At 58.7% G+C, this 20,757-nt stretch carries 19 protein-coding genes; 13 read left to right on the top strand and 6 right to left on the bottom strand.

Translation table 11 applies throughout. The features are described from left to right. Nucleotides 1-43 precede the first annotated feature (43 nt). Nucleotides 44-1,306, bottom strand: coding sequence for an ABC transporter permease (locus tag LF252_RS17325; RefSeq protein WP_226270845.1), 1,263 nt, complete (start codon nt 1,304-1,306; stop codon nt 44-46). Between the two features lie 143 nt (nt 1,307-1,449). Between LF252_RS17325 and queA the strand changes: the two genes are divergently transcribed. Together queA and LF252_RS17335 are read left to right on the top strand one after the other, a co-directional pair. Further along, on the top strand, nt 1,450-2,499 hold the full coding sequence (gene queA / locus LF252_RS17330; protein WP_226270846.1) for a tRNA preQ1(34) S-adenosylmethionine ribosyltransferase-isomerase QueA: 1,050 nt from the start codon (nt 1,450-1,452) through the stop codon (nt 2,497-2,499). Between the two features lie 129 nt (nt 2,500-2,628). Next, entirely contained in the window at nt 2,629-3,336 is a 708-nt protein-coding gene (locus LF252_RS17335) for a 2-C-methyl-D-erythritol 4-phosphate cytidylyltransferase (RefSeq protein WP_226270847.1), read from the top strand. A 79-nt stretch (nt 3,337-3,415) separates the two neighbouring features. On the opposite strand, the gene LF252_RS17340 is transcribed toward LF252_RS17335, so the two are convergent. Further along, complete coding sequence (locus LF252_RS17340; protein WP_226270848.1) at nt 3,416-3,835, bottom strand: hypothetical protein; 420 nt, start codon at nt 3,833-3,835, stop codon at nt 3,416-3,418. 176 nt (nt 3,836-4,011) lie between these two features. After that, a complete protein-coding gene (locus LF252_RS17345; RefSeq protein WP_226270849.1) occupies nt 4,012-4,869 on the bottom strand; it encodes a hypothetical protein in 858 nt (285 codons plus the stop codon). 194 nt (nt 4,870-5,063) lie between these two features. On the opposite strand from LF252_RS17345, the gene LF252_RS17350 reads away from it, so the two are divergent. The 4 genes from LF252_RS17350 (at nt 5,064) to LF252_RS17365 (ending at nt 7,288) form a co-directional block, all read left to right on the top strand. Beyond that, on the top strand, nt 5,064-5,639 hold the full coding sequence (locus LF252_RS17350; RefSeq protein ID WP_226270850.1) for a DUF4142 domain-containing protein: 576 nt from the start codon (nt 5,064-5,066) through the stop codon (nt 5,637-5,639). 45 nt (nt 5,640-5,684) lie between these two features. Then, nucleotides 5,685-5,930: a hypothetical protein gene (locus LF252_RS17355; RefSeq protein ID WP_226270851.1), complete on the top strand. Its 246-nt coding sequence runs from the start codon at nt 5,685-5,687 to the stop codon at nt 5,928-5,930. 40 nt (nt 5,931-5,970) lie between these two features. Next, a complete protein-coding gene (locus LF252_RS17360; RefSeq protein WP_226270852.1) occupies nt 5,971-6,606 on the top strand; it encodes a DUF4142 domain-containing protein in 636 nt (211 codons plus the stop codon). Nucleotides 6,607-6,688: 82 nt separating this feature from the next. After that, nucleotides 6,689-7,288: a DUF4142 domain-containing protein gene (locus tag LF252_RS17365; protein ID WP_226270853.1), complete on the top strand. Its 600-nt coding sequence runs from the start codon at nt 6,689-6,691 to the stop codon at nt 7,286-7,288. A gap of 87 nt (nt 7,289-7,375) precedes the next feature. Here the strand turns inward: LF252_RS17365 and LF252_RS17370 are convergent, their stop codons facing one another. Together LF252_RS17370 and uvrA are read right to left on the bottom strand one after the other, a co-directional pair. Further along, nucleotides 7,376-7,549 (bottom strand): hypothetical protein, encoded by a 174-nt coding sequence (locus tag LF252_RS17370; protein ID WP_226270854.1) that lies wholly within the window; start codon nt 7,547-7,549, stop codon nt 7,376-7,378. A 97-nt stretch (nt 7,550-7,646) separates the two neighbouring features. Then, the gene (gene uvrA, locus LF252_RS17375) at nt 7,647-10,790 is read right to left on the bottom strand and encodes an excinuclease ABC subunit UvrA (RefSeq protein WP_226270855.1); all 3,144 of its coding nucleotides are present in this window, start codon (nt 10,788-10,790) and stop codon (nt 7,647-7,649) included. Between the two features lie 264 nt (nt 10,791-11,054). On the opposite strand from uvrA, the gene LF252_RS17380 reads away from it, so the two are divergent. From LF252_RS17380 to LF252_RS17390, 3 genes are all read left to right on the top strand, one after another. Further along, nucleotides 11,055-11,774 (top strand): hypothetical protein, encoded by a 720-nt coding sequence (locus tag LF252_RS17380; RefSeq protein ID WP_226270856.1) that lies wholly within the window; start codon nt 11,055-11,057, stop codon nt 11,772-11,774. Nucleotides 11,775-11,977: 203 nt separating this feature from the next. Continuing rightward, complete coding sequence (locus tag LF252_RS17385) at nt 11,978-12,439, top strand: hypothetical protein (protein ID WP_226270857.1); 462 nt, start codon at nt 11,978-11,980, stop codon at nt 12,437-12,439. 259 nt (nt 12,440-12,698) lie between these two features. Then, complete coding sequence (locus tag LF252_RS17390) at nt 12,699-15,479, top strand: PAS domain-containing sensor histidine kinase (RefSeq protein ID WP_226270858.1); 2,781 nt, start codon at nt 12,699-12,701, stop codon at nt 15,477-15,479. 36 nt (nt 15,480-15,515) lie between these two features. Here LF252_RS17390 and LF252_RS17395 read toward each other — a convergent pair whose 3' ends face one another. Next, nucleotides 15,516-17,147: an FAD-dependent oxidoreductase gene (locus LF252_RS17395; protein WP_226270859.1), complete on the bottom strand. Its 1,632-nt coding sequence runs from the start codon at nt 17,145-17,147 to the stop codon at nt 15,516-15,518. 131 nt (nt 17,148-17,278) lie between these two features. Here LF252_RS17395 and LF252_RS17400 point away from each other — a divergent pair, with 131 nt between their 5' ends. From LF252_RS17400 to LF252_RS17415, 4 genes are all read left to right on the top strand, one after another. Further along, entirely contained in the window at nt 17,279-17,518 is a 240-nt protein-coding gene (locus LF252_RS17400) for a hypothetical protein (RefSeq protein ID WP_226270860.1), read from the top strand. Between the two features lie 52 nt (nt 17,519-17,570). Then, nucleotides 17,571-17,822, top strand: coding sequence for a hypothetical protein (locus tag LF252_RS17405; RefSeq protein WP_226270861.1), 252 nt, complete (start codon nt 17,571-17,573; stop codon nt 17,820-17,822). A gap of 93 nt (nt 17,823-17,915) precedes the next feature. Beyond that, complete coding sequence (locus LF252_RS17410) at nt 17,916-19,334, top strand: MBOAT family O-acyltransferase (protein ID WP_226270862.1); 1,419 nt, start codon at nt 17,916-17,918, stop codon at nt 19,332-19,334. A gap of 29 nt (nt 19,335-19,363) precedes the next feature. After that, on the top strand, nt 19,364-20,641 hold the full coding sequence (locus LF252_RS17415; RefSeq protein WP_226270863.1) for an alginate O-acetyltransferase AlgX-related protein: 1,278 nt from the start codon (nt 19,364-19,366) through the stop codon (nt 20,639-20,641). The last annotated feature ends 116 nt before the right edge of the window (nt 20,642-20,757 follow it).

Genomic DNA, 20,757 nt, shown 5'->3' on the forward strand with positions numbered 1-20,757 from the left:
TTGTCGGTATTTCCCATTTCCCCGGCCTTACCCAAGTAGCCGCCTACTGTGCCCGAATGGCAATAACCGGGTCAAGGTTGGAGGCCAGCACTGCCGGGATGATGCCGGCCAGCACCCCAATGACCACCGAAACGGTGAGCCCCAGCGAAATGTTACCCACCGATAAAAACAGCGGCAGCGCATCCTGGGGCAGCAGCGTAATCAGGAACACCAGCAGGATGCCGGCCCCGCCGCCCAACAAGCATAGGAACACAGCTTCAAACAGAAACTGAAATAGCACAAAGTAGTTCTTGGCCCCCAGTGACTTCTGAATGCCGATGATGTTGGTGCGCTCCTTCACCGACACGAACATGATGTTGGCAATACCGAAGCCGCCCACCAGCATGGCAAAGCCTCCTATCACCCACCCGGCAATACCGATCACCGAGAACAGCTGGGTAATAGCATTGGCCAGCATCTCGGGCCGGTTTAGGGCGAAGGAGTCGTCCTCGCGCGGTTTCAGGCCCCGGATAACGCGCATAGTACCCTGCACCTCGGCCTCCAGGTTCAGCAGGCCCGGGTCGTCGTCGCGGCCTTTAATGGCAATGGTGGCTTGTGCCCCGCCCATGCCGTTGGTACTCATCTGAAAGATTTTGGTGAAGGCGGCAAAGGGAATGTAGCAGTTGGTGTCGTTGCTGGGCGTATCCAGCAGCTTTTTGCCTTCCTTCTGCATCACTCCAATAATAGTGAAGCGCTGCCCCCGAGCTTTAAATTCCTGCCCAACGGCGGAGCCGTTCGGAAAGAGATTGTGCGCAATGGTATACCCTACAATGGCCACGTTGCGGGCCGAATTCATTTCCTGCTGGGTGAAATACCGCCCCTCTACCACCGGCACATCCGAAACGCGACGGTACTCGTAGCTCACCCCCTGAATGGCACAGTCGCTTACCGAGTTAGAGCCCACTTTAAGCGTATTGCCGCCGGAAGCCGCAAAAATGGCAATACCGTTGTGGCTGGCTGGGCTAAGCAGGCGCTGCATCTCCCGAAACTCGCGCACGGTGGGTACCGGGCGGTTAAAGTACTTCCACCACGGGTATTCGCCTCCAAAGGCCCAGGGCCATTTCTGTACGTAAATCACCTTATCGCCCACAAAATTCATACTGTCGCGAATATTCTTTTCCAGCGAATCGACGACGGTGAAAACGGCAATAATGGCAAAAATGCCTACCGTAACGCCCAGCAACGACAGAATAGTGCGCAAGAGGTTGGACTTGAGAGCTTGCCACGCGAAGCGGAAGCTTTCCAAGGTCAGGCGTATTGCTTTCATAAGAGGGCGCTGAATCTGCAAAGGGCGTGGAAAGGGCAATTAGCAGATTTCAGGCGAAAAGTAAGGATTCTTCGGAGGAATGTGCGTAATTTCGCGGCTCAATTTTTTCTATTAGGTTCCCCACCTATTGCCCTGTCTGGCCCATGAAGCTTTCTGAGTTCAAATTTGACCTGCCTGAAAACCTGTTGGCACAGCACCCCGCCAAGAACCGTGACGAGTCGCGTCTGATGGTGCTGCACCGTGACAGCGGCAAAATAGAGCACCGTACGTTCAAGGATATTCTGGAATATTTCAACGACGGCGACGTGTTTGTGGTGAACGACACGAAGGTGTTTCCGGCCCGCCTGTACGGCAACAAGGAAAAAACCGGCGCCCAGATTGAGGTGTTCCTGCTGCGCGAGCTGAACAAGGAAATTCACTTGTGGGACGTGCTGGTTGATCCGGCCCGTAAAATCCGGGTAGGCAACAAGCTGTACTTCGGCGAGTCGGATATGGTGGCTGAAGTGATTGACAACACCACTTCCCGCGGCCGCACCATCAAGTTCCTGTTCGATGGCACGGACGAGGAGTTCTACAAAGCCCTGCACGATTTGGGCGAGACGCCCATTCCGAAGGAGTTTATCACCCGCGAAACGGAGGCGGCCGATAAGGAGCGGTACCAGACGATTTACGCCAAGCACACCGGTGCCGTGGCGGCACCCTCGGCGGGCTTGCACTTCACCCGGGAAATTATGAAACGCCTGGAAATCAAAGGCGTGGATGTGGTACCGGTAACGCTGCATGTAGGCCTGGGCACCTTCCGCACGGTTGATGTGGAAGACCTGACCAAGCACAAGATGGACTCGGAGAACTTCATCGTGCCCGAGGATTCGGCCAAGGTGGTGAACCGGGCCCTCGATGCCAAAAAGCGGGTGTGCGCTATTGGGACTACCTCTATGCGAGCCATGGAGTCGTCGGTATCGGCTAACTCCCGCCTGAAGCCCACCGAGGGTTGGACCGACAAGTTCATTTTCCCTCCCTACGATTTCAAAATTGCCAATAGCTTGCTCACGAACTTCCACACTCCGGAAAGCACGCTGATGATGATGGCCTCGGCCTTTGCGGGCCACGAGCTGCTGATTGAGGCCTACCAAACGGCTATCAAGGAGAAGTACAAGTTCTTCAGCTACGGCGACGCTATGCTGATTCTGTAAGCTTCTGCTTGCTGCTTTAGTAAAAGCCCGGCCTCGTTACTGAGGTCGGGCTTTTACTTTTACGCTTAATTCACCTCGGCTGGCAGTGTGCACTTGCGGCCGGTAATATCTACTTTCCTCGTTCCGCACATGGCAGCATCTACTTCTTCCCCCTCAGCCTCGCGCTTTGCTATTCTAGTGGCGGGCGGCAGCGGCACCCGCATGGGTGCCGACCGGCCCAAGCAGTTTCTGGAATTGGCCGGGGAGCCGGTGCTGCTGCACACACTCCGGCGGTTTGCCGACCCCAGCCTTGCCGTGCAGGAAATTGTGCTGGTGCTGCCCGCTGATCAGTTTGCCACGTGGGAGCAGCTATGCCAGCAATACGCCATTACGGTACCGCACCATGTGGTGGCGGGGGGAGCTACGCGCTGGGCCTCTGTGCGCAACGGACTGCAACACTTGGCAGGTGTTGAGCAGGGCGTAGTAGCCGTGCATGACGGGGTGCGGCCACTCACGCCGCTTTCTGTTATTGAGGCTACCTACCAGGCCGCTTACAACCACGGAGCGGCCGTAGCGGCCGTAGTGCCCAAGGACTCAGTGCGGGGCCTCAACCAACAGGGCTCCTACGCGCTAAACCGCAGCCGCCTGCGGTTGGTACAAACTCCTCAGTGCTTTGAACTAGGCCTGCTGCGCCGGGCTTACCAACTGCCGGAATTAACCACCTTCACGGATGATGCCAGCGTAGTGGAAGACCTGCACCCCATTCATCTGGTAGATGGGGACTACCGCAACCTGAAGATTACCACGCCGGAGGACTTGGTATTAGCAGAGGCTCTACTGCAACCCAAAGAAAAATAAAGTCCTACCCGATGCCCACCCACATACATTGATACCTGGGCGAGCACCGGATAGGACTCTATGCTGGTAGATTGACTACTTACAGGTTAATGTAATCCATATCAATCTGTCCGGTGTTTGCATCGTAGCGGCCACCAACCCAGCTTTCTACGCCGTCTTGCGTTCTGAACTCCAGGCTAAACGGGTAGATGCCGTTACAGCCCTCGGTACCGATGATTACGTTCAGTGGCTCCCAGCCGCGGCCATAGGCATAGAGCCTAGCTTCGCGCGTGATTCGGGATTTGATGGTGCTGGAAGGAGCTACGCAGGTGGTACCACCGCCACCGCCCGTGCCGCCACCACCGCCAGGAGGGCAGTTGCCATCCGGACAGATGGGAGCTTCGTTGTTGGCGGATTGCTTGGCCGACAGAGGCTCTACATTTTCAGGCGTTAAGGAGCAGCTGCTTAGTAGCAAAGAACCGGCCAGTGCTAGTCCCTGAAAAACTGGGTGCTTTTTCATAGTACGAGTGAGAGGTGGAAGGATGCACCAAATAGAGCCCCATCTTGCTCGGCTGTCAAGGCATAGTACGGCTGATTTGTGACATCCTCATCAACCTATATTCACTCAGAAACATTACCGCCCTGCCGACACACAAGGTCAGCAGGGCGGTAGCTTTAGCATAACAAGCGCGGCGTCTACAGCCGCCCGCCTACCCGAATGGTACGGGTTACGCCGTTCACGGTGATGCTGGCAATATTGTCGCAGGCCTGGGTGCCGGTGGGGTCGTAGTTTAGCAGCAGTTCTTTCTCTTTCGAGGTGAGCACCTTTACTGTACCGGCCACAAAGGTACGGGCGCAGCCGGCCTGGAACTTCTTGATAAGGGGCTGCTGAATGGTAGCCGTGTAGCTGACGCCTTTGCGGTTGGTACCGGAGGTCTGACCCGTTACGCTGTATTCATCATCCGTAATAGTGCGGGTACCGAAACCGGCCGTTCGGGTGTATATCCGTTGCGAAGCCCAGGAATGGGTACCTGCGGTAGTGGTAATGCTGGCATTCTGCACGTCCAGGCTCCAGGAGCCCTGGCCCAGGTTGGTGATAGTGCGGGTACCAGTATGCAGGTTGTCGTTGCGGTAGTAGTTTACCAGATTGATTGTAACAGTGGAGCCCGCCTGCCGGTATGGCCCGCTGAATACGGCTACAATTTTGCCCCGCCGGGCTACGCCGTTTGGCCCTACGCAGTTGGTTGAGCCGAAATCCAGGGTAAGGGTGCGGGTGGCAGCATCGTAGGTGCGGGTAAGGCAGGAGCCTGCCACGCGGCCCAGGTCGGCCGACTCCCCGGCGGGGCTACCGTTCACGGTGACATCGGCGGGCGAGGCGGCATCCACCATATCCGCCACGGAAGCATTTTCGTCTTCGGCCAGGCTTTGGTCCTCGGCCGATACGGCGGCATCGGCGGTTGACTGCGGGTCGTTGGATTTGTCGCAGGAGGTAGCCAGCAGGCTGAAGCAGGTGAGGGCCGTGAAGCCTAGGGCGCGGAATGCAGAGCGTTTCATGAGAGGAGAAGAGTAAGGCGTGAAGACAAGACGAAGCGGTGATGGGGAAGAGCTCTTTCGGTGGGTTGGAGTTTGAAGCTACGGCAGAGTTTAATGGCCTCGGGAACTTTTTTTAAAAATTCTGTAGTCAACCCCATTTCACGAGTCGCGTATAGTTTTTCACACGCACTGTTTACCCCCTAGCAAGCTCAACCATGTTCATTTTCAGCCGCGTAGGCTTTCTGCTATTGCTCGGAGCGGTAGCCTGCTCACAGGCCGAGAGTAACAAGGACCCCGTGTTTGCCGCCACCTTCCAGAACGAGAAGCGCATCGGGGAAGAAGCCGTAACGAAACGACAGATCAAGGACGCGGAGTTTCTGGTACACTCCGCCAGCCGCAAAATGCTGCTCCTTGAAATCAGCCAGCTGGCTCAGCGCAAAGCAGCGGCCCCCGATACCCGTTATACCGCCCAAAACGTGGCGGCGCAAGCCACCACCTTGCTCAGCAGTCTGCAGGCGCTGGCCCAGCAGAAAAACCTGGTGCTGCCCACCGGCCTGGGCTTCGCCCAGGCCAAACAGGCGGGTGAGCTAACGGCCCTGAACGGAAAGGCCTTTGATGAAGCCTACGATAAAGCCCTCCGCAGCACGCTGGATACCGATGAGGATGCCACCGACGACATGACCGACGATGCGTATGATGCCAATATCCGGGCCCTGGCAGCCCGGCAGGTAGCTACGCTTAAAGATCTAAACCGGGCAGCCAGTGCGCTGCATGACAAACTTGCTCCTTAATCCTCTCTCCCCTCCTATTCTTTCCACTTCACCTTTTTCTGAAACATGAAATTCCGCTTTCTTCCTTTTCTGACCCTGAGTGCCGGCCTGCTGCTGGCCAGCTGCAACGGTGCTGATAAACGCACTGATGGTACCGCCGGCGAAGCCGTAAGCGACATGGATAAAGCCGCTCAGGACGGCGGGGTACAAGCCGACGCTGTAGTGATTGACAACAACGCCGGCCCCACCGTTACGGCCAACGCCGACTCCGCTGCCGCCGCCGACTCAACCACAGCGCCGGCTTCGCGCTGAACCTTGCTTTATCTGCTCTTTTCCCTCCAACCTTTCCGCTATGAAACGCATTCTTTTCTCGGCCGCTTGCTGCGGTTTACTGAGCCTTGGCGCCTGCAATGCGCCTAACAATGATGCCACCGGCAACGCCGCTGATACCAAAGCTCCCGATGTAACGGCCACCCCTACCCCCGCCGATAACGGCACCGGGACGGCCAACTCGGGTACCGCCGACACGGCTATGGCCGCCAACGGCCCCACCGCCCCGCACGCTACTGATGCTGAGTTTATGCAGTCGGCCGCTCATAGCGACCAGAACGAAATTCAGCTCAGCAAGCTGGCGCTGGAAAAAGGAGTGACCGGTATGGCAAAAGACCACGCCAACAAGATGATTACCGACCACACCAAATCGACGGCGGACCTGAAGCCCATAGCGCAGAAAAAGGGCGTAACCCTGCCATCCGATATGGATGCCGAGCACAAGGCCATTGCCGACCAGATGCGTAATCTATTGGGCAAGGAGCTGGAAACGAAGTTTATGCAGCAGATGCTTCTGGACCACCAAAAGACAGTGAATACCATGGTAGCGCACCAGAAAATGACCCAGGATACCGACCTGCAAGGCTTCATTACCAAAACGCTGCCGGTGGTACAAGCCCACTTGGCCATGTTTAAGCAGCACAACGGTAGCATGTAAGCGGCAGCTTCCGTATAACCGCCTGTTCCGCCCGCCGGAGCAGGCGGTTTTTGTTTTTACGTTCCCCTCAACCCTCACGCACATGAAAGCCCTCTTTTTGCCCCTAGCAGCCGCTGCTCTGCTGACGGCCACTGCTTCCTGTAACTCCAACGACTCGGTGAAGCAGGCCCAAGAACAAAACGAAGCCAAGAACGACGCCAGGACCTCCAACACCGAAAGCGGTGAAGTGAAGAAGGACGCCATGGATTTCGACACGGAGTTTATGACGAAAGCCGCTAGTGGCGGTATGCTGGAAGTAGAGTTGGGTAAAGCCGTAGTAGCCAAGGCAACTACCGCCGAGGGCAAAGAATTTGCCACCAGCATGGTGAACGACCATACCAAAGCCAACGCCGAACTGATGGCTCTGGCCGCCAAAAAGAACATTACCCTCCCTACAGCCCTCGGCGACGACCATAAGAAGGTGTACCAAGACGTAACCGAAGAAACCGGAGTAAAAATGGATCAGGAGTACCTGAAGGAAATGGTGAAGGACCACAAGGAGGACGTGAAGGAATTCACGGAAGCCTCCGTGCGCGCCTCCGACCCCGAAATCAAGGCCTTTGCCACCAAGCAGGTGCCCGTGCTGCAGCATCACCTGGAGATGGCCCAGAAAATGAGCGCCGCCGTGGAACACCGGGAGTAAGCGCCGCCTTATTGGCCTCAATACAGAATGGGCCCTTCACTTCCAGGAGTGAAGGGCCCATTCTGTATTGAGGGTTAGCGTACCTAATTAACGGTGAGCCGTAAGGGCTTGATTCGGATTGTCCAGGCAGTTGGCGGAAGCGGCCGGTTGAACAGTTGCGGTGGCGGCTGAGGCTGGCCCGGTAGGCTTAGGCGCAAACGGTTTGGGCGGCGACGTTACGATGGCAATGGCCAGCAAGGCCGGAAATACGAGAACTTTCATGCGGAGGGAATTGCGGAGGGAACGGCTGAAAATACAAACTGCCGGGACTATTTCAAATAATCCCGGCAGTTGTTGCAATCCTCATACTCCGTGTCCGCTAAGATGCCTCCGCGTACTTACTCACTTTTAGCTCCTCGGCCAGGAAGCGGCTGGTGTGGCCCTTGCCGGCTTTGGCTACCTGCTCGGGCGTACCTTGCGCCACAATCGTACCGCCGCCCGCGCCACCTTCGGGCCCGATGTCGATGATGTGGTCGGCTACCTTAATCAGGTCGAGGTTGTGCTCGATGATGAGCACGGTGTTGCCCTTGTCGGCGAGTTTGTGCAGCACCACGGAGAGGTGGTTGATGTCCTCGAAATGCAGGCCGGTGGTGGGCTCGTCGAGGATGTAGAACGTTTTGCCAGTGTCCTTCTTGCTGAGCTCGGTGGCCAGCTTCACGCGCTGGGCCTCGCCGCCGGATAGCGTGGTGGCTTGCTGGCCCAGCGTGAGGTAGCCCAGCCCTACTTCGTTCAGCGTTTGGATTTTGCGCAGGATGCGAGGCTGGAACTCGAAGAATTCTACGGCCTTTTCCACCGTCATGTCCAGCACGTCAGTAATGCTCTTACCCTTGAAGCGGACCTCCAGGGTTTCCCGGTTGTAGCGGCGGCCTTTGCAGGTTTCGCAAGGCACGTGCACGTCGGGCAGGAAGTTCATTTCGATGGTGCGCATACCGGCCCCCTCGCAGGTTTCGCAGCGCCCGCCCTTCACGTTGAAGGAGAAGCGGCCAGGCCCGTACCCGCGGATTTTGGCCTCGGGCAGGTTGGCAAACAGCTGGCGGATTTCGGTGAACACGCCGGTGTAGGTGGCCGGGTTGGAGCGCGGCGTGCGCCCAATCGGCGACTGATCCACCTCAATTACCTTATCGATGAACTCCAGCCCCTCGATCTTCTCATACTGCAGCGGCTCGCGCTTGGCGTTGAAGAAGTGCTGGTTGAGGATGGGGTACAGCGTATCGTGAATGAGCGAGGACTTGCCCGAGCCCGACACGCCCGTAACGGCAATAAGCTTACCCAGCGGGAACTTGGCCGTCACGTTCTTGAGGTTGTGGCCTTTGGCACCCTTTAGCACCAAGTCGTTGCCTTCGCCGGCCCGCTTCTTCTTGCGTAGCTCAATGTGCTTCTGCCCGCTGAGATATTGCGAGGTAAGCGAGCCGCTAGTGAAGATTTCGGTGGGTGTACCGGCGGCCACAATCTGCCCGCCGTGAATGCCCGCGCCGGGGCCGATGTCCAGCACGTGGTCAGCGTGCAGGATCATGTCCTTGTCGTGCTCCACCACAATCACCGAGTTACCTAAGTCGCGCAGGTGCTGCAGGGCCTTGATGAGCCGCTCGTTGTCGCGCTGGTGCAAGCCGATGCTGGGCTCGTCCATGATGTAGAGCACGCCCACCAGCTGGGTACCAATCTGGGTGGCCAGGCGGATACGCTGCGACTCGCCGCCCGAGAGCGTACGCACCGAGCGGTGCAGGTTCAGGTAGTCGAGGCCCACTTCCAACAGGAAGCCGATGCGTTTCCGGATTTCCTTCAGAAGCTCCCGGGCAATCAGGTTCTGACGCTCCGAAAGCCGGTCTTCCAGGCCTTCAAACCACGCGGCTAACTCGTTCAAATCCAGCACCGACAATTCACCAATGTGGCGGCCGTCAATCTTGAAGTGCAACGACTCTTTCTTGAGGCGGTAGCCGTGGCACTCGGGGCACTCCTTGGCTTGGGTGTACTGCTGAATCCACTCCCGAATGTTATCGGATTCCGATTCCATTTGGCGGCGCAGGAAGGGAATGATACCCTCAAATGGCTCAACGTAGTTGGCCTTTTTGGGGTCGGCATCCTCGTCTTCGGGCACGCCGTGCAACAGTCGCTCAATCAGGTCGGCGGGCAGCTTTTCGATGGGCGTGCTCAGGCTGGCTTTGTGCTTCTTGACAATGAGGCTGAGCTGCTGGAAAATCCAGATGTCCCGGTACTCACCTAAAGGCGCAATGCCGCCGCGGCTGATGCTGAGCTTCTTGTCGGGCATCACCGTTTCCTCGGTGATTTCCTGCACCTCACCCAGGCCGTTGCAGGTGGGGCAGGCGCCGTAGGGCGAGTTGAAGCTGAACGTGTTGGGAGCCGGGTCGTCGTAGGCAATGCCGGTGGCCGGGTCCATCAGGAAGCGGGAGAAGAACTGGGTGTTGTCCTTCTTCTTGTCGGCGTCCAGTACCAGCATGGTGCCTTTGCCTTGGGTGAGGGCATTCTGCACCGAGCCGCTGAGGCGGAACCGGTCCTCTTCCTTCACCACCAGCCGGTCGATGACAATTTCGATGTCGTGGATTTTGTAGCGGTCCACCTGCATCTTGGGCGTGATGTCGAGCAGCTCGCCATCGACGCGCACCTTGGTGAAGCCCAGCTTGGCAATCTGCTGAAACAGCTCCCGGTAGTGGCCTTTGCGGCCCTTCACCACCGGGGCCAGCACCACCAGCTTCTTGCCGTCGTACTCCTTCAGAATGTAGTTGATAATCTGGTCGTCGCTCTGCCGGATCATCTTCTGGCCTGTGGCGTAGCTGAAGGCCTCGGCGGTGCGGGCGTAGAGCAGGCGCAGGAAGTCGTAGATTTCGGTGATGGTGCCTACCGTGGAGCGGGGGTTGCGCGAGGTGGTTTTCTGCTCGATGCTGATAACCGGCGACAAGCCCTCAATCTTGTCCACGTCGGGGCGCTCCAGCCCGCCCATAAAGCTGCGGGCGTAGGCCGAAAACGTTTCCATGTAGCGGCGCTGGCCCTCCGCGTAAATCGTATCAAATGCCAACGACGACTTACCTGAGCCCGAAATGCCGGTGAACACTACCAGCCGCCCGCGCGGAATCTGCACCGATACATTCTTGAGGTTGTGTTCCCGGGCGCCGTATACTTCAATGTATGGCGCTTCCAAGTCGGCGGGGCCGAGTAGCTGTCCTACAATGCGGGCCTGATTTTCCAGCACCGCCTCGTTTATTTGCTCCTGGCGGGGTACGGCCTGCACAGCAGCGGTGCTGTGGTGGTTATTGCCATCGGCCACGGCCGCAGCCGTGGTTTTGGGAGCTTTGGCTGTTTTTGGGGCTTTGCGGGGAGGTGCGGCAGCAACCGAAGCCTCGGGAGCTACCGGCGCGGCCGCTTTGGGTGCCTTGGCCGAACGGGCAGCTTTCGGAGCCGTTGGCTTAGCAGTGGAGGAAGTAGAGGCAGCAGTTGTTTTTTTGGCCATGCGGCAGCGGAGCGGATAAGTCTGCAAAAGTACGTAAAACAGGCCCGGCAGGCTACCCTTAGTAGTTTAATTGCCAGCCATTTTAGCGCGGCTGATCTTGGGGTGCGCCTGAGCCCGGATAAGCGCAGATAGCCTGTAACAACGCTGCCCGCCGAAATGTCCCACCCAGAGTACAAGTTCTTTATTGAACCCAAAGCCAGTTACAAAATTATGGTGCGGCTTTTGCACAAGTAGCTCCCGAACGCCTTTTGCCTTTTTGCATCCATGAAAACTCTGCTGAAAACCGGCTTTGTACTGGCCCTGGGGTTGCTGCTCTACAGCGGCAAAACGCAGGCGCAGGTGCACGTGAATATTAACACGCCGTACTGGGGCCCGGCCGTACCGCCCAATGTGCAGTACTACTACATTCCGGAAATTGATGGGTACTACGATATTTACAATCAGTCGTACCTGTTCTTTGACCCCGGCTACGGCGCCTGGGTAAGCTCGCCGGTGCTGCCCCGCATGTACGCCGGCTACGACCCGCGCTTTTTCCACCCGGTAGCCATTCAGTACGTGGGGCGCCAGCCCTGGGGCTACCTGCGTGACCACCGCCGCTACTGCGACCAATGGGGCGTACGTCCCGGCCGCTACTACGGTAGCAACTGGCCCGGCCGCGGCTACGTGGTGGCCCCGCCCCGGCCCGGCTATGGCCCCGGCTACTACGGCAACCGCCCCTACGGCCAGGGCGGCTACGGCCAAAACGGCTACCGGGACCGGGACGGTTACCGGGACTACCGCAACGACCGGGACGGACGCTATGACCGGGACGGCCGGGACAACCGCTACAACCGAAACGACGACCGGGACGATAACCGCAACGGCCGCTACGACAACCAGGGGGGCTATTCTCAGCAAAACCAACAAGGCCAGCCGAGCCCCGGCAACCAGCCGAGCCCCGGCGGCTGGGGCCCCGGTGGCCGCCGGGGCCGAGTGCAGGAATAGCAGCCTTTTCCTGATGAACCTCGAAAGCGCTTGGCTCATGGCCGGGCGCTTTTTTGTTGATAACCGGCCTTTAACCAAACATTTGACGGCTGCGTTAAGGGCTTTGTGGCCGAGCCTGGTTTACAGCCGGCCGCAACCTGGCCCCGTTCTTGCAACCGGGCTTACACCTCTCCCATTCTTTTTCTCCCCAAAGCCCACTCACCATGCAACTCCTTCCTAAAATTGCCCTGGCCGGCTTGCTCACGTTTTCCTTGGCTGGCGTAGCCGAAACGGCCCAGGCACAGGTTACCATCAATGTAAACCCGCCCTCCTGGGGCCCGGCTGTGCCAGCCGGCAAGCAATACTACTATGTGCCTGAGTACGGCGGCTACTACGACGTACGCGACCAACAGTACATTGTGCAGCGCGACGGCCGCTGGACACGCGTAGGCTCCATCAGCGGCTACAACCCCACTAGCTTCCATCCGGTAGTTATTGATTACGTGGGCGCTCAACCCTGGACGCTCATCGGCCGCCACCGCCAGATGTATCCGGCCAGCCTGCCCCCCGGCCAGGTGAAGCGCCTGGAAAATGGCAAGGGCCTGCCTCCCGGCCAGGCTAAGAAGCTTGGCTACGGCGGGCCTAGTAACGGCAACGGCCGGGGCCACGGCAAAGGCAAGCACTAACCGCTCGTAAGCATCTCGCAGTTATCCCGCAGTTCCACACCTAGCCTACTTACCGGGGCGGTGGAACTGCGGGATACGTGTTTTCGGGCACATAGCAGGCCGCTGACTGGCGTGCAACTAACAAAATCTGACAAGACAACAGCCGCCCTCCAAAAACCGTAAAGCGGCCGACTACCGAAACTAAGAGAGCGACGAGCAGGTAACGGTAAATCAGCCCTCTAAATGCTCCTTCTTGCATAATTCTGGCTACTTTGGCGGCGTGAATTTCTCTGTTCCAGGTACCTCTCCCGATGAGTTTCTACCGGCTCTGCTCGACCTTTCGGTGAGCGGGGTGGTGTGCTACGCGCCTCTTACCGACGAGGCGGACACCATCGTGGATTTTGCCTTTGTGTACCTGAACGCCGCCGCGCAGCACCTGCTTAGCCTACCGGCGCAGCCTACGCTCACTTACCGGCAGGTTTTTCCGGAAGAGCCCCCATTCGAGGCGTTTACCTTTCACTGTGCGGCTTACGGCTCCGAGCAGCCCCGGCATTTTGAGCTGAACTACCGCGCCGGCGGCTACGATGCGTATTGCCGGGTGAATGGCCGGCGCCTGGGCCAACTGCTGCTGGTGAGTTTCAGCTTTAGCCAGGAGCAGGACCGCAACGTGGTAGAGCAGGCCTTGCGCGAGAGCCGGGCCGGGGAAATTGCCGCGCGGGCCGAAGCGGAGCGTGGCCGGGTGGAGCTCATGACTATTTTTGAGCAGGCCCCGGTGGCCATTGCCATCTTCGAGGGGCCAGACCATGTGATTCGGCTGGCCAACCCGGCTCACCTGGAGCTGTGGGGCAAAACCGCGCCGGAAATACTCAACAAGCCGTTGTTTCAGGCCGTGCCCGAAGCCAGCGGGCTGGGCTACGAGCAACTGCTGGCGGATGTGCTACGCACCGGGAAACCGTTTGTGGCCAAAGAGCTGTCGGCGGAGCTAACGCGCAAAGGCCAGCGGGCCCCAGTGTACTTTGATTTTGTGTACCAGCCGTGGCGTAATGAGCAAGGGGAGGTAACGGGCGTGATTGTGGTGGCTACCGAAATTACCCAGCAGGTGGCGGCCCGTCATCAAGCCGAAACGCTGCAGGCGGAGGTATTGGCCAGCGCCCAACGTCAGCTCCAGGCCCGCGAGACATTTTACCAAGTATTTGAGCAGACCCCGGCCTGCATTGCACTACTACGCGGGCCGGAGCACCGCATAGAGTACCACAACCAAGCCTACCAGCGCGTATTTCCGGGCCGCAATATGCGGGGCCGTACCGTTGCCGAAGTGCAGCCGGATACCGTAACACAAGGCTTTTCAGAATTACTGGATAACGTATTTCAAACGGGAGAAACCTTTGTAGGCCGGGAATTACCGGCCAGTCTCATCCAGCCTGATGGAAGCCAGCAGCTGTTTTACTTCAACTTCACGTATCAGGCCTACCGCGAGGATAACCGCATTGTGGGCATATCGGTATTTGCCTACGATGTAACGGCGCAAGTACGGGAGCGGGAGCTGCGGGAGGCCGAGCAGGTGCAAGCGCAGCTACGGCTGCAGGAGAGTGAGCAACGGTTGCACGACATAGTAAAGGATGCTCCTTTTCCCATGGGTGTGTACGTGGGTCCTGAACTACGTATTCAATTAGCTAACGAAGCTATTCTGGCGGCCTGGGGCAAAGGCCCAGATGTGATAGGTCAGCGGTTCACGGACTTAATGCCTGAGCTGGCCGATCAGTCGGTATTCGAGGAACTGCACCACGTACTCCGGACTGGGGAAGCAGTTCACCGACGCAACCAGCGCGTAGAAATAGTGGTGAATGGAATTCTGCAACCCTTCTATTTCAATTACACATTCACGCCATTGCCGGATGCGCAGGGCAAGGTGTACGGCATACTCAACACGGCTACCGACGTAACGGACCTTATTCTGGCCCAGCAGCGCTTGGAGGCATACGCCGCTGAGCTGCGGGAAAGTGAGGCCCGCTTCCGGATTATGGCCGATGTGGCACCCAACCAGGTATGGGCAGTGCACCCGGATGGCTCCATCCGCTACATCAACCGGGCCTTCCTGGATTTTGTGGGGCTGCAAACTGAGGAAGAATACCTGGCCATCGGCTGGACCCCTTACCTCCACCCCGATGAGCTTAGCAGTACCCAACAAACCCTGCTGCATGCTATTACTCAGCGGGTGCCCTACGTGCTGGAACACCGCATGCTGCGCCACGATGGGCAGTACCGCTGGCTGCTGGCCCAAGGGGCACCAAGCTTTCTGGCCGACGGCGAGTTGTACGGCTACGTGGGTTCCGCCATTGATATTACCGAGCTAAAGCAGGCCAACGAGCAACTCACGCGCACCAACCAAGACCTGGACAACTTTGTGTACGCGGCTTCTCACGATTTGAAGCAGCCCGTGAACAACTTGGAGGGTTTGTTTGACGAAGTTCTGGCCAGCAGCACGTTTAATAATGCTGAGGAGGAGCAAGTGCTGGTACCCATGGTGCAGGAAGCCCTGCAGCAGCTGCGCGTGACCATCGACGATTTGGCGGCCCTGGGCCAAGCTCAGCAGTTGCGGCACGCCGCGGCCGAAAAGGTACTGCTGGCAGAACTGATGGAGGAAGTACTGACGGTACTGGAGCCGCAGGTACGGGCCACCCAGGCGCGCATCACCACCGATTTTGGGGCGTGGCCGGCCATATCCTTTGCCCGCGCCAACCTGCGCACCATCCTGCTCAACCTCGTGGGCAACTCCCTGAAGTACGCCGACCCCGCTCGGCCCGCCCGCGTGCACGTGTCCACGTGGGTGGAGCGGGGCCAGCCGGTGCTACTGGTTGAGGATAATGGCCTAGGCTTTGATGCCGCCCGCTACGGAGCTGAGCTGTTTCATCTGTTCCGCCGCCTGCATACCCACACGGCGGGTACCGGCGTGGGCCTGTACCTCGTCAACCGCATTGTGGAAGCCAGCGGCGGAAAAATAGAAGTGGATAGCCGCCCCGGCGAGGGTGCCACCTTCCGTATCCGGTTTGGACCAGGGTAGGCGCTCTGCCTTCCGGTTGGCGCGCTAGCCCTAGAGTTACTGCTGACTTTTAGTGAGTAAGCGCGCCCAGTCGAGCTTGCGGCGGGCAGCGGTGGGCGTGGGCATCTGGCCACGGCGCATCAGCTCCTCAATGCAAATCATATCGTCATCGTGCTGCATGCCGGCGGCGGCTACCAGCTTGTTCTGGTAAGCATACAGGGCCAGGAATTTGTGTCGGCGCACGTCGCCGTGGAAGATAACCTCGTCCCAGGCTTCGGCGTGACCCGCGTAGCGCAGGCTCTTGCCGAACTGCTGCGTCCAGAAAAACGGTACTTCCTGGTAGGGTACTTTCTGGCCCATCATATTGCGAGCGGCATAGGCCCCTTGCTGCTGAGCCACGCGCCAATGCTCAATGCGGTGCTGCCCCAACCCGACTGGCAGCGGAAACCGGGCTACGTCGCCGGCGGCATACACGTGTTTGGCGGCGCATAAGTGAGCATCCACCCGCAGGCCCCCGTCTTTTTCCAGGTCAAATGCCTCCGCCAGAAACTCAGTGGCGGGTCGTACCCCTACGCCCAGCACTACCAACTCGGCCGGCAGAAGCTGCCCCGTGGCCAGTCGCACCCCGGCTACGTGGCCGTTTTCGCCTTCCAGCGCTTGCACCTCGGCTTCCGTTTTAAAGCGCACCCCGTGCCGGCGGTAGAGGTTGCGGTACATCCGGCCAATTTTTGGTCCCAGCACTTTCTGCAGCGGCTCCGCTTCCTGGGCCACTACGGTAATGTGCCGCTCTTCGGTAGCCAGGCTGGCGGCCGCTTCCATCCCAATAAAACTGCTCCCGATGATGACAATCCGCTTGACCTTGGCAGCTGCCTGCTTCAGAGCGGCGGCGTCCGGCGCGGAGCGCAACGTGAATACGCCTGCCAGTTCGTGGCCGGGCAGCTTAGGCAATGCGTTGGCCGTGCTACCCGGGGCCAGCAGGAGCGCATCATAGTGCAGAGGCCCCCGGCCACTCAGGCGCAGCTGGCGAGTGTGCAGATTGAGGCCGGTGGCGCGGGTGTCGAGGAGTAGCTCAATCTGGTGCTGATCATAGAAATCCGGCTTGCGCAACGGCAGGTTTTTATCGGTGGCTTTGCCGGCCAGATAGGCTTTACTGAGCTTGGTGCGGTCGGTGGGCGGGGTGGTTTCGGCCGTTACCAGCACAATGCGTCCGCCGAAGCCTTCAGTGCGCAGCGTTTGGGCCGCGAACTGGCCGGCTGCCCCACCCCCCACAATCACGAACGTGCGGGCATCGGGGGCGGCGGCGTTGGGGGCTGGGGCCACGCCGCCCACCAAGGCCGTGGGCGTAGAGTCGGGCTTGTCGGAAGCGGCGGCGGGCCGGGCGGGTAGTTGCACCCACACGCGCCCTTCGGCCACGCGTACCGGATAGCTGGGCAGGTTGTCGAGGGCCGGGGGCTGGCACAGGTGGCCGTCCGTCACCCGGAAGCAGGCATGGTGCCAGGGGCACACGAGTTGCTCGCCCACCAGCCGGCCTTTTTCCAAGGGTGCGCCGTAGTGGGGGCAGTTGGGGGCTAGCGCCACGTATTGCCCGTGGTGGCGCAGCAACAGCACCTGCGCGTCGGCAGCTGGAAAGTTTCGCATTTCCCCTTCCTGCAGGGCATCGGCCGGGGCCAGATCTATTTCAACGGACATAAGACAACAGCGTAAAAAGCGTAAGCACAGCCGTTGTGCCAACGTAGGGAGGGAAAACCGGGTTGTATTGTCTTTTCGTAATTCTTGCTGCTGGTCCGTATCCTTTTATCGTTCAATCCGTTCAGTCCGCTATGCCCTCCGTTCAGCAAATCCGAGGCGGCCTACCCGCTGAGCCCCGCCCTCTGCTGCGGGAAGGACAAGCGTATATCTTGGTGTACCGCATGCCCGGCACCTCGGCCGAGTTTAGCCTGCGCGGTATTTTGCGCCACATCCGGCGGCGCGACCAAGTAGATTATATCTGCTTATCCGACGGCTGCGAGCTGCGGCTGGACTGGCTGGTTGCCGTGAACGGGCACCGGCTGGCGGCATAATCCTGGGGCGGCGGTTTAGCGTATGCTGAGTTGGACCTTTGTTCCCGCTGCCATGGCCACTACCCCATATAAACCCATCAGCTGCTCGTTCTACGACGAGCTAGAGGCGCACGCCACCACCGGCCAGCCCTGCACCCTCACCTATCGCACCGAGCCCGATACGCCGCCCAGCACCTACCACGGCATCATCCAGGACCTCTACATCCGCGACAAAGTAGAATACCTGCGCCTGCAGGACGGCTTCGAGTTGCGTTTGGATAATCTGCTGGCTTTGGATGACAAGGAACTGCGCAACTATTGCTAAAGCCCGGCTAGCTGAGTAACTGCTTCTACGGTAGCAGCACATGGGTACCATCGTGTAACTTGCGGAACCAAGACTCCCGGTTACGCTCCCCGCATGGTTTTTAGCAGTATTCTATTCCTGTTTTATTTTCTGCCGGCTTTCCTGCTGCTGTATTTCGTCGCCCCGGTTCGATTCAAGAACACCGTGGCCTTGGTGGCCAGCCTGCTATTCTACGCGTGGGGCGGGTTACCCTTTCTGGCGCTATTTCTGGCTTCGGTAGTACTCAACTTCGTGCTCATCCGCTACATGGACCGGGCCGTTGACTGGCAGAAGAAAATCTACCTCTGGCTCAGCATTCTGCTCAACGTGAGCATGCTGTTCTACTTTAAGTACGCCAACTTCTTTCTGGAGAATACCAGCGCGCTTTCCTCCCTGCTGGGCGGGCCGGCGTTGCAGTGGCAGAAGGTGGTACTGCCCATCGGTATTTCCTTTTTCACGTTTGAGAAGCTCACCTACACCATTGATGTGTACCGGGGTGTAAACAAACCGCTCCGCAGCTTCTGGGACTTCATGCTGTATATCATGCTGTTCCCGAAGATGATTGCCGGCCCCATTGTCCGCTTCCATGAAATTGCCGACCAGCTCACCGACCGCCGCGCCTTCGATACCATCGACCACAAGCTCGCCGGCTTGTTTCGGTTTGTGGTGGGCTTGGCTAAAAAGGTGCTTATTGCCAACGTGCTGGGCCAGGAGGCCGACCGGATTTTTGCCCTGGCGCCGGCCGAGCTATCGGTGCCGCTGGCTTGGCTAGGAGCGTTGGCTTACACCTTCCAGATATATTTTGACTTTTCAGGCTATTCCGATATGGCTATCGGCATTGGCCGAATGATCGGGTTCCAATTCCCCGAAAACTTCAACAACCCCTACATTTCGCGCAGCATCACCGAGTTTTGGCAACGCTGGCACATTACGCTGGGCCGCTGGATGCGTGATTACCTATACATTCCGCTGGGCGGCAACCGGGTACACCCTACCCGGCTGTATGCGAACTTGGCCACGGTGTTTATACTCTCCGGTTTCTGGCACGGAGCCGCCTGGAATTTTATTGCTTGGGGAGCCTACCACGGCATTTTTCTGATTCTGGACCGGCTGTTTCTGCACCGCGTAACCGCGCGGCTGGGTGGGCTGAGTATTTTGCCTACTTTCCTAGTTACCGTTATCGGCTGGGTACTGTTCCGGGCAGAGTCTTTACCGTTGGCGCTCGGGTATATTCAGCGGATGGTTGGTGGCGGCTGGGCCAGCCTGCCCCACTTCACCGTCGAGTTCTGGGCCACAATGCTGCTGGCCACCCTGTTCTCGTTTATGGCCGCCGCGCCGCGCGTGGAGCGCTGGGAAATTACTATGCTCACGGCTACTCCGTTGCGCACCTCCCGGGCTGTAGCCCTCAGCTTGGCCACGGCTCTATTGCTTATACTAAGTACCAGCTACATCGTGGGCAGCAGCTTCAATCCGTTCATCTATTTCCGGTTTTAGCGGCTTAGCCCCGCCACTTTGCACCACCGATGAAGCATTTTCTATTTGGCTGCCTACTATTGCTGCTACTGTTGCCAGCGCTGCAGGCTAAGTTTCACTGGCTCTCTGAGCCTACCCTGGCCGGCGCGTATCATACCTCCACTCACCCCGACGTAACCGCCGAGGGCCTGCACGAGGGCACCTACCAGCCGCAACTGGAGCTGTATCTGGAAGACCGGCTCGGGTTTCGGACGTGGCTGATTCAGCTGCGCAACCAGCTGTCATTCTCCCTATTCCGGGTGGCCCGCTCCAGCGACCTGGTTATTGGCCGCAATGACGTGCTGTATCAGCCTAACCCGGTGAACAGCTACCTGGGCAAGGACTTTCTGGGCGAGGCCGAAATCCGGCACCGGGTGCGCCGTATGCACACTGTGCAGCAGGATTTGGCTAAGCGGGGCATCCCGTTTCTGTTTTTGATGGCCCCAAATAAAGCCCGTTACCAGGCCGAGGACTTGCCGGTTTGGGTGCGCTCCGCCACGGAGCCGGTTTCTAACTACCAAGTATTCATGCGCGAAATGCAGGCCAACCACGTCAATGTGCTGGACCTGGGCAAGGCATTTCAGCTCTGGAAAGACACTTCCCGCTACGCTCTGTTTCCGAAGGGTGGCACGCACTGGAGTGCGTACGGCTCCACGCTGGCCGCCGATACCCTGTTCCGCCGGATGGAGCAGATGGGCGGCTTCGATTTGCCCGACTTCCGGGCCGAGGGTGCACCGGAAGTCAGCCAGACGGATATGCGCGGCACCGATAATGACCTCAGCAGCGCCCTCAACCTGCTCTCCCCGTACCACAACTATGTTATGGCCTATCCGCGCATTGTGTTTGCGCCGGCCCGGGCCGGGCAGCAGCGGCCTAACCTGCTGATTTCGGGCGACAGTTTCGGAGCGGCGCTGATGCAGTTCAACCCGTACCTGCAGACGCTGTTCTCGCCCGATTCGCGGTATTGGGGCGTGGAGGAAACCATTTTCACCTTCAGCGACAACTCCACCCGCACTGGTGAAACCTTGGACCAGCTGGATTTCCGGCAGCAGATTGAGTCCCGCAACTTCATCATGATGCTGGTAACAGACCACAATCTGGTATACGACCGGTTCATCAACCGCCTCTACGACCTGTACCACCCGCTAACCGACGCCGAAAACGCCCGCGTGGAGCAACTCAAAGTGGAACTGATGAAGCAGGCCACTTGGGAAGAATCCAGCCAGCCTGATTTTGCCACCCGCATGTATCAGAAGGCCCGCGCCAGCCTAGAGAAAGAGCGAGAATAAGCCTATAGAACGGCTTCGAGCTGCGTCTGGATAAGCTGCTGGCGTTGGATGATAAGGAGCTGCGGAATTACTGCTGAGCCTCTGGTTTTTCGGGTAGCAATGCACTAACTAGAAAC

The sequence above is a fragment of the Hymenobacter pini genome (assembly GCF_020421205.1).
GTDB classification, from domain to species: Bacteria; Bacteroidota; Bacteroidia; order Cytophagales; family Hymenobacteraceae; genus Hymenobacter; species Hymenobacter pini.